Source organism: Methylorubrum podarium (assembly GCF_022179745.1).
In the GTDB taxonomy this organism is placed as follows: domain Bacteria; phylum Pseudomonadota; class Alphaproteobacteria; order Rhizobiales; family Beijerinckiaceae; genus Methylobacterium; species Methylobacterium podarium.
Genome location: NZ_BPRD01000380.1, coordinates 1 through 14,383, shown reverse-complemented (window position 1 = coordinate 14,383; position 14,383 = coordinate 1). Strand labels below are relative to the sequence as shown.

Genomic DNA, 14,383 nt, shown 5'->3' with positions numbered 1-14,383 from the left:
GCGGGCACCCTCCCCCGCAGAGGGGGGAGGGTTCAGGAACTAGCCCTTCTTCTCGGGCAGGTTGAGGCGGATGTGCAGCTCGCGCAGCTGCTTCGGCGTCGCCTCGGCGGGGGCGCCCATCATCAGGTCCTCGGCGCGCTGGTTCATCGGGAACAGCACGACCTCGCGGATGTTCGGCTCCTCGCACAGCAGCATGACGATGCGGTCGACCCCCGGCGCGATGCCGCCGTGCGGCGGGGCGCCGAGGCGGAGCGCATTCAGCATGCCGCCGAACTTCTCCTCCAGCACGTCCCGGCCGTAGCCGGCGATACTGAACGCCTTCTCCATCACGTCGGGACGGTGGTTCCGGATCGCGCCCGAGGACAGCTCGATGCCGTTGCAGACGATGTCGTACTGGAACGCCTTGATCCCGAGGATTTTTTCCGCATCGGCCTCGCCCAGGGCGAGGAACGCGTCGCGGTCGAAGTTCGGCATCGAGAACGGGTTGTGGGAGAAGTCGATCCGCTTCTCCTCCTCGTTCCACTCGTACATCGGGAAATCGACGACCCAGCAGAAGGCGAACTGGTCGGTGTCGGAGAGCTTCAGCTCGTCGCCGATGCGGATGCGCGCCTTGCCCGCGAGCGCGGCGGCCTTCGCCTCGGCGCCGGCGGCGAAGAACACTGCGTCACCCGCCTTGGCGCCGGCCTTCTCGGCGATCCGCGCCTGGATCTCGGCCGGGATGAACTTGGCGATCGGCCCCTTGCCGGTGAGCGCCCCGCCCTCTTCCTCGAACACGATGTAGCCTAAGCCCGGCGCGCCTTCCGAGCGGGCCCAGTCGTTCAGCTTGTCGAAGAACGAGCGCGGCTGGCCCGCCGCCCCGGTGGCGGGGATGGCGCGGACCACGCCGCCCGACTTGATCACGCCCTTGAACGCCTTGAACTCCACCGCGTCGTCGGCGAATTCGTCCGTCACGTCGGCGATGATCAGCGGGTTGCGCAAGTCCGGCTTGTCGACGCCGTATTTCAGCATCGCGTCGGCGTAGGTGATGCGCGGGAATTCCCCTGTCACGCGCTTGCCGCCGGCGAATTCCTCGAACACGCCGCGCAGCACCGGCTCCACCGCCTGGAACACGTCCTCCTGGGTGACGAAGCTCATCTCGATGTCGAGCTGGTAGAACTCGCCCGGGGAGCGATCCGCCCGGGCGTCCTCGTCGCGAAAACAGGGGGCGATCTGGAAGTAGCGGTCGAAGCCCGCGATCATCGTGAGCTGCTTGAACTGCTGCGGCGCCTGCGGCAGCGCGTAGAACTTTCCAGGGTGGACCCGCGACGGCACCAGGTAGTCGCGGGCGCCCTCAGGGCTCGAGGCAGTCAGGATCGGCGTCTGAAACTCGAAAAAACCGCCCTCGCGCATGCGGCGGCGGAGCGAGTCGACGATCGCGCCGCGCTTCATGATGTTGGCGTGCAGCTTCTCCCGGCGGAGATCCAGGAAGCGGTACTTGAGCCGGGTCTCCTCCGGGTATTCCTGGTCGCCGAAGACGGGGAGCGGCAGTTCGCCCGCGGGGCCGAGCACTTCGAGGTCGTCGATATAGACCTCGACCGAGCCCGTCGGCAGCTCCGCGTTCTCGGTGCCACTGGGCCGCGTGCGCACCCGGCCGTCGATTCGGATCACCCACTCGGAGCGGGCGGTCTCGGCGGCCTTGAACGCCTTGGAGTCGGAATCGACCACGCACTGCGTCAGGCCGTAATGGTCGCGCAGGTCGATGAAGAGCACGCCGCCATGGTCGCGGATGCGGTGGCACCAGCCGGACAGGCGGACGCTCTGCCCGACGTCGGACGGGCGGAGCGCCCCGCAGGTATGGGAACGGTAACGGTGCATGGCGGGCTCTTGAGAAGGAGCCGGCACCATTCACGGGAGGCAGGTGAAGTCAAGGTAAAGCGGCCATGCGGGGCCGCTCCGCCTACTCCGCGGCGGCGAGCGTCACCTCGGGCACCGGCACGCCGATGTCGCGCAGCAGCTCCGCGTCGGCGTCGGCCTCGTTGTTGGCGGTGGTGAGCAGGCGCTCGCCGTAGAAGATCGAGTTGGCACCAGCGAGGAAACAGAGAATCTGCGCCTCGCGGGTCAGGCTCTTGCGGCCGGCGCTGAGGCGCACGCGGGCCCTCGGCATGACGATGCGGGCGGTGGCGCACATCCGCACGAGGTCGAGCGGATCGATCGGCGGGCGGTCCTCCAGCGGCGTGCCCTCGACGGCCACCAGCGCGTTGATCGGCACGCTCTCCGGGTGCGGCGCGTGGTTGGCGAGCACGAGCAGCATCTCGGCGCGGTCGCGCACCCGCTCGCCCATCCCGACGATGCCGCCGCAGCAGACGCCGATCCCGGCCTCGCGGACATGCTCCAGGGTCTGGAGCCGGTCGTCGTAGGTGCGGGTCGAGATGATGTCGCCGTAGAATTCGGGGCCGGTGTCGAGGTTGTGGTTGTAGGAGGTGAGCCCGGCCTCGGCGAGGCGCTGCGCTTGGGCTTGCGTCAGCATGCCGAGCGTGACGCAGGCTTCCATGCCCAGCCCCCGCACGCCGCGCACCATCTCCAGCACCGCGTCGAAGTCCGGCCCGTCCTTGGGCTTGCGCCACGCCGCGCCCATGCAGAAGCGATGCGCCCCGTTGGCCTTGGCGGCGGCGGCCTCCTTCAGCACCGCCTCGACCGGCATCAGCCGCTCGCGGGGGAGGTTCGCGCCCTTGTGGTGGGCCGATTGCGGGCAGTAGGCGCAATCCTCGGGGCAGCCGCCGGTCTTGATCGACAGGAGCGCCGCGCGCTGGATGTCGGCGGGGTCGTTGTGCGCCCGGTGCACGACGCCGGCCCGGTGGACGAGATCGAGCAGCGGCATGTCGTGGATCGCCTGGATCTCGGCCAGGGTCCAATCGTGCCGGATGTCTTGCCGGATCGCGGCCGGGGCGGCGGAAGAGGTGAGGGAGACCACGGTGTCGCTCATGCGCTTCTTTGAGGGCGAAGGCGCGGGAAAAATCAAGCCTTGCCTTGGGGGAGCCATTCGGTGGCCTCGGACGCGCGTCCGGACGGGGGCTTCGCACGGAGAGGCACCGCCGAACGCCGCGTCGGTCGGACAAAACCTCTCGCCGGATTGGAGCTTGGCCGCCGTTGCAGCCAAGGGGCGTGTGGTCTAATTGATACAACCCATTCGAAGGGCTTGCGATGCGCCTGTCTGTCAGTCCGGTCCTCTCGGCGGCCCTCGTGGCGCTTCTTTCCTTCCCGGCCGCGGCGCAGCAGCTTTGCGAGCGCGAGATCCTGCCCTTCGCCGAGATGGTGGCCGCCATCAAGTCCGATCCGGGGACGGAGGTCACGCGCGAAACCGCGTCGGTCACGGAGATTCAGGACCCGAAGCGGCTGATAATCTGGACGCTCGTCAAGCCCAGCGGCGGTCAGCCGGCGGCCTATATCTGCCGACGCGTGGTGCAGGAGGGGGGCCAGGTGAAGATCCACCTGTCGGCCGAGTGTGTCGGACAGACCCTGAACTGCGACGGTGTGATCGGCCGCATCCTGTCGGAACAGAACCGCGCGACGGCGCCCCTACGCCGGTGACGGGCTCGCTCCGTCGACGGAGTCAGAACGGGATGCCGGCCCGCCGCATCCCCCCGACGAACCGGTCCTTGCCGGGCGAGGGCCGGTAGAGGCGCATGGCGCGACTGACCCGGTAGCTCGGTTCGAGTTCCAGGAAGCGCGTGGCGGCGGCCTCGGCCTCCGCCTGGCGGCCGAGGAGAGCGAGGCTCGCGGCGCGGACGCGGTGGGTGCTGGTCCAGGTCGGATCCTCCGCCATGGAGCGGTCGAGCCAGACAAGGGCCTCCTCGTGCGCGCCGGCCATGCACAGGGCGAGCCCGAGGCCGGACTCGAAGCGGAAGGTGGTGGGGTCGAGCGGGCTCTGGCGCTTGGCCGCCCGGAAATGGGCGGCCGCCGGCTCCGCCTCGCCGACATAGCAGCGCACCCAGCCGCTGCGCTCGTAGGCGGCGGCGCTGTTGGGGTTGAGGGCAAGCGAGCGGTCGAGCAGGGCGAGCGCCGTGTCGTAGTCCTGGGCCAGGAAGGCGAGGGTGTGCCCGGCCATCATCAGCACCGCCGGATCGCCGTCGTCCCGCTCCAGGGCGAGGCGGGCGAGCCGGGCGCCCTCGGCGCAATCGGCGGCGGCATCCGCGCTCCAGCCCTGCACCACGAGGTTGGTGTAGCACTGCGCGAGCAGCGCGCAGGGCAGGGGATGCTCCGGCACGAGGCGGCGCACGGCCTCGATCGAGGCGATGCGCAGGCGCACGCTCTCGGCGCTCGGCATGGCGTGGTTCGAGTAGGCAGACAGGAACGGCGCGTAGACGCCGGCATCGAGCGGCGGCCCCGTCCGCTCCGGCACGGCGTCGCGGGCGAGGCCGGGGGCCATCGCCGCCACCGCGCCGGCGACGATCCGGCTCCGCAGGGCGTGGACCGCGCCCTCGTCCTCGTCGAGATCCTGGCTCCAGACCGGCCGCTCGGCCGCCGTCCGGTGCAGCCTCGCCTCGACCCGCAGGCGCGAGCCCGCCCGCGACAGCGTGCCCGTGAGGATGTGCGCGACGCCGAGCCGCCCGGCCGCCTCGTCCGGCGGCACGGCGCGGCCCTTGAAGGTGAAGGCGGAGTTGCGGGCGCTCACGAACAGGCCGGGCGTGCAGGCGAGGGCGTCGGTGACGTGTTCCGACAGGCCGTCGGCCAGCGCCTGCGTGTCGAAGTCGCCCTCCGGATCCGCGAAGGGCAGCACGGCGACCGAGGGCCGGTCCGGCAGCGGCAGGGAGCGTGTGGCCGAGGGGGTCGCCGAGGGGATCACCATGGGTGGGAGGCTTAGATCACGCCCCGTGCGCGCAGGAGGCGCTCAAAGCCGGCCAGGTCCTCCAGGAAGCCGAAATGGCCGCCGGGCAGGGCGGCGACGTCGAGGCCCGTCAGGTCGCCGCCCTGGCGGGTGTAGAGCTCGCGCGAGAACGCGTCGGCCTCGCCGAAGACGAGGGTGAGGCGGTCCGCGTGGGCCGCCACGATCCCGCGCTGGTCGTAGTCGCCGAGGCTGGCCGAGACGCCGTGATAGACCGGCGGGGCCAGGGCGAGATCGAGATCCGGCAGGTCGGTCTCGCGGCCGCAATAGGCGGGCAGCAGGATGGTCATGACGGAGCGGCCGGCCTCCGCGTCGGTCCGCGCCATCAGCGGCGCGGCCCGGCCCATCGCCTCGGGCGAGAGCCGGCCGAACAGCGCGGCCACGCCCGCGTCGAGCCCGGCACGGGTCGGCGGGGCCGGGTGGAGCAGCACGGCGCGGGCGATCGTCTCCGGCGGCAGGCGATCGAGCAGGGCCAGCGCGAGCCACGCCCCCCAGGAATGCGCGACGAGGCTCACCGCGCCCTCCCCCGCGCGCCCGGCGACGAAGGCGGCGGCGGCCGCGCACACGCCGTGCGCCGTCACCGGCTCGGACGAAGGTTCGGCGCCGCAGCCGGGCTGCTCGAAGAAGGCCCAGTCGCGCGCGAACCCTGCGCGCCGCAGCGGGTCGGCGGCGTAGGCGACAGGCAGGCCGGGGCCGCCGCCGAGGAAGACGACGGGGGACGGCCGGTCGGGCGGAGCGGTGCGCATCGTCGGAGCGAATTGTCCGTCAGTTCGTCGGCTCGCCCGCGGCGACCTTCGCGGTCCAGTCGTCGAAGGCCACGACCCGCTGGCGCTGCTCTCCGAGGCCGTCGATGCGCAGCACCATCTCGTCGTCGCTCCGGAGGAAGCGCGGCGGCTTCATGCCGAGGCCGACGCCGGGCGGGGTGCCGGTGGTGATGACGTCGCCGGGCTCCAGCATCATGAAGTGCGAGACGTAGGCCACGAGTTGGGCCACGTCGAAGATCATCGTCGCGGTCGAACCCGTCTGCATCCGCTTCCCGTTGAGGTCGAGGCTCATCGAGAGGTTTTTCAGGTCCGGGATCTCGTCGAGGGTGACGAGCCAGGGGCCGAGCGGGCCGAAGGTCGGGCAGCCCTTGCCCTTGGTCCAGGTGCCGCCGCGCTCCATCTGGAATTCCCGCTCGGACAGGTCGTTGCAGATGCACACCCCCGCCACGTAGCGCAGGGCCTCGTTGGCGTGGACGTAGGAGGCGCGGGCGCCGATCACCACCGCGAGTTCCACCTCCCAGTCGGTCTTGGCCGAGGCTTTCGGCAGGATCACCGTGTCGTTGGGGCCGACGATGCAGGAGGGCGCCTTGTTGAAGATGATCGGCTCGGCCGGGATCGCCGCGCCGGTCTCGGCGGCGTGGTCGGCGAAGTTCAGGCCGATCGCCACGAAGTTGCGGGTGCCCCCGACGCAGGGGCCGAGGCGGGTGCCGGGCGGCAGCAGCGGCAGGCTCTCGGGATCGATCCGCGCGAGCCGATCGAGCGATTCCCGCGAGAGGCCCGGTCCGGCGATGTCGCGCAGGGTTCCCGACAGGTCGCGCAGGCCCCCCCGCGCGTCCACGAGGCCCGGCTTCTCGTCACCGCTCGCTCCGTGCCGGATTAACTTCATCGTCCGCGTCTCCGTCCTGCCCGGGGCTCGCCCAGAGGCGCGAGACCATGGCCGCGACCGGTCCAGGGTGCAAGCCGCGCCTCGGGGGCCCCGCCGTTCATACGGGCGCGGGGGCACCCCGGTTCCGTGACATAAATTCCTCAATTGATATATAATTCTATTTTCGGTTTCCCGCCTCTGGACCGGATGCGCGCGATCCTCTTCCATCGCGATGGGACTTGGGTCTGCAAAAAGACGCTTCGGAGTAAAACAATGACTGGGGGGACGATCCGCGCGCTCGGGCTCGCGGGAGCCGTCGCGGCCGCTTCGGTGGCGGGCGCGACGGGGGCGCAGGCCGGTGCCTTCGGCCTGCGCGAGCAGAGTGCGCAGGGGTTGGGCGTGGCCTTCGCGGGCGCGGCCTCGGGCGGGGCGGGCGTCTCGTCGATCTTCTGGAACCCGGCGACCGTGACGATGCGGCCGGGCTTCGCCAGCGAGCAGAGCCTGAGCTTCATCAATCTCTCGGGTGAGATCACGCCGAGGGTGGGCACCGCGCCGGGCCTGCTGCCGTTCGGCGATTCCGGCGAGGTCGGCCAGGGCGCCGTGGTGCCCTCGGGAGCGACCTCCTACCAGCTCACCGACCGGATCTGGATCGGCATCCAGACCGGCGCGCCCTACGGGCTCGTCACCAAGCCGCGCCAGGATTGGGCGGGCTCGGTCTATGCCCGCTCCTCGCGGATCTTCTCGCTGGCCTTCAACCCGGTGATCGGCTTCAAGGTCAACGACTGGCTCTCCGTCGCCGCCGGCCCGAGCGTCGAGTATTTCCGCCTGACCCTGCGCCAGGCGGTGCCGGTGCCCGGCGTGTTCCCGGGCCAGTACCCGTCCGGTTTCCTCAAGGGCGAGTCCTGGGGCGTGGGCTTCACCGCCGGCGTCCTGGTCACGCCGGCCGCCGGCACGACGATCGGCGTCGGCTACCGCTCCTCGGTCCACCACGACATCGAGGGCTCGATCGGCTTCCCCGACCCGCGGCAGGCCATCGCCCTGGGGCAGGTGCGGGCCAACCTCAACACGCCCGAGAAGGTCAGCGTCGGCCTGACCCAGGCGATCAACCCGGTCACCCGGATCAATCTCGGCTTCGAGTGGGACAACTGGTCGAGGCTCGGCGACGTCGGCATCGTCTCGAAGGCGCTCGGCGTGACGGTGAATCACCTGCCGCTCAACTTCAAGGACTCGTTCTTCTACTCGATCGGTGCCGAGTACGACTGGTCGCCGAACCTGACCCTGCGGGCCGGCTTCGGCTACGACAACGTGCCGATCGACGTCTCGAACCGCTCGGCGCGCCTGCCCGACAGCAACCGCTACGTCGTCTCGATCGGCGGCAGCTATCGCTGGAGCGAGAAGGTGCTGCTGACGGCCAGCTACGCCCACGCCTTCTTCGATCGCGGCCTCCTCCTGGCGGGGCCCGGCCGCGACTACAACATCGGCAACATCCCGCTCGCGGCCTCGACCGACGTCAGCGCCGACGTCGTCTCGGTCGGGTTCCGCTACCAGTGGGACGCTCCCGCCGCCGTCGTCCCGGCCCCGCTGGTGCGCAAGTACTGATCGCCTTGATCAACGGGGCCCGCCCCGCGCCCGGCCTGAAACGGTCCGGCGCGGGGCGGGAAGCCGCGTCGACGAGGCGAGGCGGTTCGGCTCGGCGCGAACCGCCTCCGCGGAAAGCTCGGCCTCGAGCTGCCCCGCGAGGGCGAAGAAGCGCCGCCGCACCCCCGCCGCGTGCGGGTTCGCCCGCTCGATGGCGTGGAACACGTCCGGCGCGTCGTGCCGCACCATGCCGACCGCCTGCATCAGCAGGTCGAAGCTGCGCGTCGTCATCCGCGTCGGCAACGGCTCCATCGCCACGAGAACCTTGGCGATGAGGTGGGTCAGCCCCTGGACCGAGGCCATGGCCCGGTCATGCGCCTCCGGCGTCGTCAGGATCACGTCGAGGCCGAGCCCGCGCCGCAGGAAGGCGGCCGCCCGCAGGGCCGGCCGGCCGCGGAGCGGGCAGACGGCGATCTTCAGGCCCCGGATGTCCTCGCCGGCGCCATCTCCCGCGCCATCTTTGGCACTCTGCGGCCCGAACAGCGGATGGGTCGCGAGGATCGCGACGTCGGCCGGCAATCCCGCGCGCAGGATCGCGGCGGGTCCCATCTTCACCGAGCCGACATCGACCACGAGCGTGCCCGGCCGCAGATGCGGGGCGAGGGCGCCGACCGCCTCGGCGAGGCGCGCCACGGGCGTGGCGAGGATCACCACGGGGCAGGCCGCCACGCTTCGGAGACCGCCCCCGATGGCGTCCGGCCCCGCATGCGCCGCGAGCTGCGCCGCGAGGCTGTCGGCCGGCAGGTACGGATCGTGGACCGTCAGGGCGGCGTGCGGCGCGAGATGGCGGGCGATCAGGCGGCCGAAGGCGCCGAAGCCGACGAGACCGACCGACGGGCGAGGAGGGGAGAGCGGGGGCAGGGCAGACACGGTGTGACCTCGGGATGGGGCGAGGCCGGCGGTCCGTTGCGGGATATGGTGAGATCCTCGAGCCGCCGACGACGCAGCGGCTGAAGACATGACGAGTCCGAGGCCGCTTAGGGGAGCGGCGCGCGATACGACCCGGAGAGGAGGAGGCCCGTCATGATGGGGCGCCTCTAGACGGGGAGGGCCGCACGGTCAAGCTCCGGCCGGCGGAGATCGGCCGGATGTTCGGCCTCGGCCGAAGTCTTCGGGAGACGTCGCGCAATCGATCATCGGGGCGCCGCCGTAACGCAGAAATTGTGTTCGGAAATACATAGGATCGGAAGGATTTCTAAACATAACCTACGTTTATTTATGAAATCTTCGATCACGCAAATGCGATCACCAAGAAGAATTTCAGCAACGGCACTTTAAGAGAGAAAGCCTAATCCTGCCTTGGGTTGTCGGGCTCTCCATCCACCATGCTCAAAATCGTCGCCTGCGTCGCGCAACAGCACGATCTCGGCCTTGTCGCCATCTCGGCGGGCATCTGCCTGCTCGGCTGCTTCTCGACGGTGACATTGATGGCCGAGGCCGCGCAGGCCGAGCGCCGGGCCCTCTCCCCCTGGCTGGCCGCGGCGGCGGCGGTGTTCGGCTGCAGCGTCTGGTCGCTCCATTTCGTCGCGATGCTCGCCTTCCTGCCCGGCGGGCAGGCGGCCTACGACCTCCAGCCCACCGCGGCCTCGATCGCGATCGCGGTGGCCGGAGCCCTGGCCGCCCTCCTGATCTGGTCCCGCGCCCGCCACTTCCCGCTCGGGGTGGTTGCGGCCGGCCTGGCCCTGGCGGCGGCGATCGCGGGGATGCACTACGCGGGCGTGAGCGCCATGGCGGCGAGCAACCTGCTCATGTTCGAGGGCGCCTACGTCTACGGCTCGCTCGGCCTCTGCGCGATCCTGGCGGTGACCGCCCTCGCCCGGGCCGGCGACCTCACCGGCCTCGGCCGCCGGATCGAGGTCACGCTCTGGCTGGTGCTGGCGATCTGCGGCCTGCACTTCACCGGCATGACGGCGCTCACCGTCGCACCCGCCGCCCCGCGGGAGGATGGCGGTGCCGTCCTCGGCTCGATGCATCTCGGCCTCGCGGTGGGGCTCGTAAGCCTCGTCGTCCTCGCCGCCGGTCTCGCCGCGCTGCTGATGCAGCGGCATCTCATGCGCCGCCGCATGGACGAGCTGAGCCGCATGCGCCTGCTCGGCAACCTCGCCCACGAGGTGCTGTTCATCCACCGCGGCGGGCGGGTGGTCGAGATCAACCAGGCGGGCCTGCGCCTGTTCGAGGCCACGACGCAGGAGATCGTCGGCCGGCCGGTGCTGGACCTGTTCGCCGAGGCCCACGCCCCGGCCGTGATGCGGCTCAGCCGCTGCCGCCCGGAGGATCTGCGCCCGGAAGAATTGGAGATCCGCACGGCGAGCGGCACCCTCGTGCCGGTGGAACTCTCCTGCCGTCCCATCGAGTATCTCGGCCGGCCCGCCACGGCGGTGGCCCTGCGCGACCTCAGCCAGCGCCGCCGCGACGAGGCGCGCATCCGCCACCTCGCCCTGCACGACGCCCTGACCGACCTGCCCAACCGCACCCTGCTGGAGGAGCGCCTGGGGCTCGCCCTGGAGACGGCGGCCGAGAACGGGTCGAGCGTGGCGCTGGTCTATCTCGACCTCGACCGCTTCAAGCCCGTCAACGACTTCCACGGCCACGCCGCGGGCGATGCCCTGCTCGTGCAGGCGGCCAAGCGCATGCTGGCGGAGCTGCGCCCGACCGACACGCTCGCCCGGATCGGCGGCGACGAGTTCGTGGTCGTCCTGGCCCATACCCGCACGCTGGCGCAGGTCGCCGAGACCGCGGAGCGGCTGGTCGCGGCGCTCAGCCGCCCGTTTCAGATCGAGGGCCGGACCAAGGGCCAGAGCGCTGGATTGCGCATCGAGATCGGCGCCTCGGCGGGCATCGCCGTCTATCCGAGCGACGGCAGCACCGCCGACAGCCTGAAGCGCGCCGCCGACACCGCCCTCTACCGGGTCAAGGACGAGGGGCGCGGCACGGTGCGCTTCTTCGAGGCGGCGATGGACGAGCAGCTCCAGGCGCGCCGCCGGATCGAGCACGAGCTGAGCGGCGCGATCCCGCGCGGCGAGCTGCAGCTCTACTATCAGCCGATCGTCAACGGCCGCACCGGCGAGATCGAGACCTTCGAGGCGCTGATCCGCTGGCACCATCCGGAGCGCGGCTGCGTGCCCCCGGCCGAGTTCATCCCCCTCGCCGAGCAGACCGACCAGATCGGGCGGATCGGCGCCTGGGTGCTCGACACCGCCTGCGCCACCGCCGCCGCCTGGCCGCAGCCCTGGCGGGTCTCGGTCAACGTCTCGCCGAAGCAGTTCCGCCAGCCGGGCTTCGCCGCCGGGGTGGCGGCGGTGCTCGGCCGCCACGGGCTCCCGCCGGGGCGGCTGGTCCTGGAGATCACCGAGGGCGTCTTCATCCAGGACGCGGCGATGGCGGTGGAGGTGCTCACGGCGCTGCGCACCCTCGGCGTGCGCCTCGCGCTCGACGATTTCGGCACCGGCTACTCGTCCTTGAGCTACCTGCAGCGGTTCAAGTTCGACAAGATCAAGGTCGATCAGTCCTTCGTGCGCCGGCTCGGACAGAACGCGGACTCGCTGACGATCGTGCGCGCGATCACCCATCTCGGGCACAATCTCGGCCTTCAGGTCACGGTCGAGGGGGTGGAGACGCAGGAGCAGCTCGCCGTGCTGCGCGAGCTCGGCTGCGACCAGATGCAGGGCTACCTGTTCGCCCGGCCGACGCCGGTCATGGGGGCGATGATGACCCCCATCTCGGGCTCCCCGGATCTGGAACTGGCGCGCCTGCGCTCCCTGTTCGCCGAGCCGCCGGCCAGGGCCTGCGCCTGAGGCAGGGCTTTCGCCCGCGAGGGGACGGGCGGCCGTCCGCCGGTCCGGCCGCCGTCATCGTCGGAACCCGGCCGGGTCAGGCCGCCTCGCGCTCCGGTGCGAGGCGGCGGCGGGCGTTCTCCCACCAGCTGCGCTGGCGCTGCGCCTCGGCCTCCGCCGCCTTGGCGGCGTAGAACGAGGCGTTGTGCTCGCCCCGCAGCGCCTCGCGGGTGAAGCGGATCAGGTGGTGGGCGACGAAGCCCATGTTGAACACCGCCTCGATCTGCCCGCGCTTCAGGGCGTGGGCCGCCGCCCGCCAGAACGGCCGGCGATAGTCGGAGAAGAGGCCCACCCGGGTGATGATGTTGAAGCCGAGGATCAGGCCGCGGCGCAGGTTGGTGAAGGTGAGCTTGCCCGCGGTCGGGGTGACGATGCGGTTGCCGTAGGTCACGTCGCACTGGTGCTTGAAGCGCTCGAACAGGTGTTCGGGGGAATAGGCGTGACTGATCGCCCGGCGCCAGGAACTCACCACCGTGTCGTGCGGGCGCTTGAACAGCACGTTCGATTCGAGCGCCGCGTCGTGGACGAGCCGGCCCTCCCGCTCCAGCCGGTCCCAGAGCGGGGTTTTTGGGAGTGCCTGGAGCAGGTTGATGGTGAGTACGGGGATGGCCGACCGGTCGATGAAGTCGATCAGGTTCTGCTCCGATTTGTCGGTGTCGGAATCGAGGCCGAGGATGATGCCCGAGGTCACCTCGAGACCGTAGGAATTGAGCGTCTCGATCGCCTCGTACATCGGCACGGCGGCGTTGTGGGTCTTGTCGATGCCCTTCAGCGCCTCGGCCTCCGGCGTCTCGATGCCGACGAACACCGTCATGAAATTGGCCTGCCGCATCAGCTCCAGGATCTCGGGCTGCTTGGCCATGTTCAGCGTCGCCTCGCAGGCGAACTGGAGCGGGTAATTGTTCTTCTTCTGCCATTCCACGAGGTGGGGCAGCATCTCCCGCGTGGCCTTGCGGTTGCCGATGAAGTTGTCGTCGACGAAGTAGACCACCGCCGGGTGGCCCGGCTGGCTGACGATGGCGTCGAGCTCGGCGCACATCTGCTCCGGGCTCTTCAGCCGCGGCTGGCGCCCGTAGAGCTGCGGGATGTCGCAGAACTCGCAGCGATAGGGGCAGCCGGAGGAGAATTGCAGCGAGCCGATCAGGTAGCGCTTGAGCGGCACCGCCTCGTAGGCCGGGGCCGGGAAGTCGCCGAGCGCCAGCCGGTCCTTGGTGTCGAGCACGAGCTGGGCCGCCGGCCGCGCGAGGTCGCGGTCCAGGATCTCGATGAGGCGATCGGTGGCGTCGCCGATCTCGCCGACATGGAGGTAGTCGAAATCCGGGTATTTCTCCGGCGCGCCCGAGACCGAGGGGCCGCCGAGCACCGCGACCTTGCCGGCCTCGTGCGCCCGCCGGCGGATATCGTGGATCTGCCCCTCCTGGATGTGCATGCCTGAGACGAACACCGCGTCGGCCCAGGCGAAGTCCCGAGGCGAGGCCGGCCGGATGTTCTCATCGATGAACCGGCATTCCCAGGACTCGGGCATGTAGGCCGCGATCACCAGGAGCCCCTGGGGCGGCATGAACGCCTTCACCCCGCCCATCAGCGGATAGGCGTGGGAGAACGTGCCGAAGGACGGCGTGTAGGCGGGGAAGACGCACAGGATGCGCCGGCGGGACGAGACGGGGAGGGGGCATCGCATGGCCGCCAATCTAGCACAGCGTCGCGCTTTGGCGCCCCCCTCACCCCTCTCTTTGACGTGACATCGTGCATCCGCAGCATACCGGCCCGCCGGAGCGGTGAGGGCGGACCGGTCGGGCGTGACGATCGGGCCGGGACGGCCCCGCGGACCCATCGATGCGTCACCGCCGGGCGGCGATGGCGGTGTGCGGCAGGCGCATGGGATGCCGCGTCAGACGCCGCATGGGACCACGCATGGTCGGGCGGTCTGGGCGGGCGCGTCACGAGGGCGTTTCCCGGGTTCGGGCGGAACGGCTCTGCCCCAGCGTCCCTTCGATGAATTGCGAAAAAACGTATGTTCATGCGTCAGTTTTATGACGAAATAAGTCGACGATCTTCTCGGATTAAGCGAATAGCCACGACGTCTATATAGTAATGAGTCGTATTTATCCTCATTTTACAAGTAGATTTACTTTCAATTGCTTGAGCCCGGTGCTATCGCCGCGTCCCGGAAGCGGGGCGCATCGGGGCCGCGCACCGACTGAGCCGCCGAACAAGTTCGCCGGCCGCCGCCTTCCGCGTCGGCCTCCGATGGCGAGCCTCTCGTACGGCCGCCCGAATTCGCCCCGCTTTCAGACGATGCGCAGCCTGGGGATGCGCGCGTCCCGGCACGACACGGCGGACGTCATCGCGCCGGCCCAGGGACGCGCGAAGGGGATTTGAACCATGAAACGACGTCTTCTGGCCGCGCTGCTCCTGTCGA

At 70.4% G+C, this 14,383-nt stretch carries 10 protein-coding genes; 3 read left to right on the top strand and 7 right to left on the bottom strand.

Features of this window, described 5'->3' with window-relative positions:
- Window positions 1–39 precede the first annotated feature (39 nt).
- Complete coding sequence (gene aspS / locus MFF42_RS18290; protein ID WP_238257023.1) at window positions 40–1,854, bottom strand: aspartate--tRNA ligase; 1,815 nt, start codon at window positions 1,852–1,854, stop codon at window positions 40–42.
- An 82-nt stretch (window positions 1,855–1,936) separates the two neighbouring features.
- Entirely contained in the window at window positions 1,937–2,962 is a 1,026-nt protein-coding gene (gene bioB, locus MFF42_RS18285; protein ID WP_238257022.1) for a biotin synthase BioB, read from the bottom strand.
- Window positions 2,963–3,219: 257 nt separating this feature from the next.
- Between bioB and MFF42_RS18280 the strand changes: the two genes are divergently transcribed.
- On the top strand, window positions 3,220–3,567 hold the full coding sequence (locus MFF42_RS18280) for a hypothetical protein (protein ID WP_238257021.1): 348 nt from the start codon (window positions 3,220–3,222) through the stop codon (window positions 3,565–3,567).
- 22 nt (window positions 3,568–3,589) lie between these two features.
- Here MFF42_RS18280 and MFF42_RS18275 read toward each other — a convergent pair whose 3' ends face one another.
- From MFF42_RS18275 to MFF42_RS18265, 3 genes are read right to left on the bottom strand one after another with little or no spacing between them, the layout of a single operon-like run.
- Window positions 3,590–4,825, bottom strand: a complete 1,236-nt coding sequence (locus MFF42_RS18275) for a tetratricopeptide repeat protein (protein ID WP_238257020.1) — start codon at window positions 4,823–4,825, stop codon at window positions 3,590–3,592.
- Window positions 4,826–4,836: 11 nt separating this feature from the next.
- Window positions 4,837–5,607, bottom strand: a complete 771-nt coding sequence (locus tag MFF42_RS18270) for an alpha/beta fold hydrolase (protein ID WP_238257019.1) — start codon at window positions 5,605–5,607, stop codon at window positions 4,837–4,839.
- 19 nt (window positions 5,608–5,626) lie between these two features.
- Window positions 5,627–6,511, bottom strand: coding sequence for a fumarylacetoacetate hydrolase family protein (locus MFF42_RS18265; protein ID WP_238257018.1), 885 nt, complete (start codon window positions 6,509–6,511; stop codon window positions 5,627–5,629).
- Between the two features lie 252 nt (window positions 6,512–6,763).
- On the opposite strand from MFF42_RS18265, the gene MFF42_RS18260 reads away from it, so the two are divergent.
- Entirely contained in the window at window positions 6,764–8,089 is a 1,326-nt protein-coding gene (locus tag MFF42_RS18260; RefSeq protein ID WP_238257017.1) for an OmpP1/FadL family transporter, read from the top strand.
- Between the two features lie 9 nt (window positions 8,090–8,098).
- Here the strand turns inward: MFF42_RS18260 and MFF42_RS18255 are convergent, their stop codons facing one another.
- A complete protein-coding gene (locus MFF42_RS18255; RefSeq protein WP_238257016.1) occupies window positions 8,099–8,998 on the bottom strand; it encodes a prephenate dehydrogenase/arogenate dehydrogenase family protein in 900 nt (299 codons plus the stop codon).
- A 455-nt stretch (window positions 8,999–9,453) separates the two neighbouring features.
- On the opposite strand from MFF42_RS18255, the gene MFF42_RS18250 reads away from it, so the two are divergent.
- Window positions 9,454–11,922, top strand: coding sequence for an EAL domain-containing protein (locus MFF42_RS18250; protein WP_238257015.1), 2,469 nt, complete (start codon window positions 9,454–9,456; stop codon window positions 11,920–11,922).
- A 76-nt stretch (window positions 11,923–11,998) separates the two neighbouring features.
- On the opposite strand, the gene MFF42_RS18245 is transcribed toward MFF42_RS18250, so the two are convergent.
- Window positions 11,999–13,642: a B12-binding domain-containing radical SAM protein gene (locus MFF42_RS18245; RefSeq protein ID WP_238257014.1), complete on the bottom strand. Its 1,644-nt coding sequence runs from the start codon at window positions 13,640–13,642 to the stop codon at window positions 11,999–12,001.
- Between the last annotated feature and the right edge of the window lie 741 nt (window positions 13,643–14,383).

Bases quoted from the DNA above. Each gene is read 5' to 3' on its own strand.
- MFF42_RS18270 (WP_238257019.1), bottom strand. From the start codon at position 5,607: ATGCGCACCGCTCCGCCCGACCGGCCGTCCCCCGTCGTCTTCCTCGGC.
- aspS (WP_238257023.1), bottom strand. From the start codon at position 1,854: ATGCACCGTTACCGTTCCCATACCTGCGGGGCGCTCCGCCCGTCCGAC.
- MFF42_RS18260 (WP_238257017.1), top strand. From the start codon at position 6,764: ATGACTGGGGGGACGATCCGCGCGCTCGGGCTCGCGGGAGCCGTCGCG.
- MFF42_RS18245 (WP_238257014.1), bottom strand. From the start codon at position 13,642: ATGCGATGCCCCCTCCCCGTCTCGTCCCGCCGGCGCATCCTGTGCGTC.
- MFF42_RS18265 (WP_238257018.1), bottom strand. From the start codon at position 6,511: ATGAAGTTAATCCGGCACGGAGCGAGCGGTGACGAGAAGCCGGGCCTC.
- MFF42_RS18250 (WP_238257015.1), top strand. From the start codon at position 9,454: ATGCTCAAAATCGTCGCCTGCGTCGCGCAACAGCACGATCTCGGCCTT.
- MFF42_RS18275 (WP_238257020.1), bottom strand. From the start codon at position 4,825: ATGGTGATCCCCTCGGCGACCCCCTCGGCCACACGCTCCCTGCCGCTG.
- bioB (WP_238257022.1), bottom strand. From the start codon at position 2,962: ATGAGCGACACCGTGGTCTCCCTCACCTCTTCCGCCGCCCCGGCCGCG.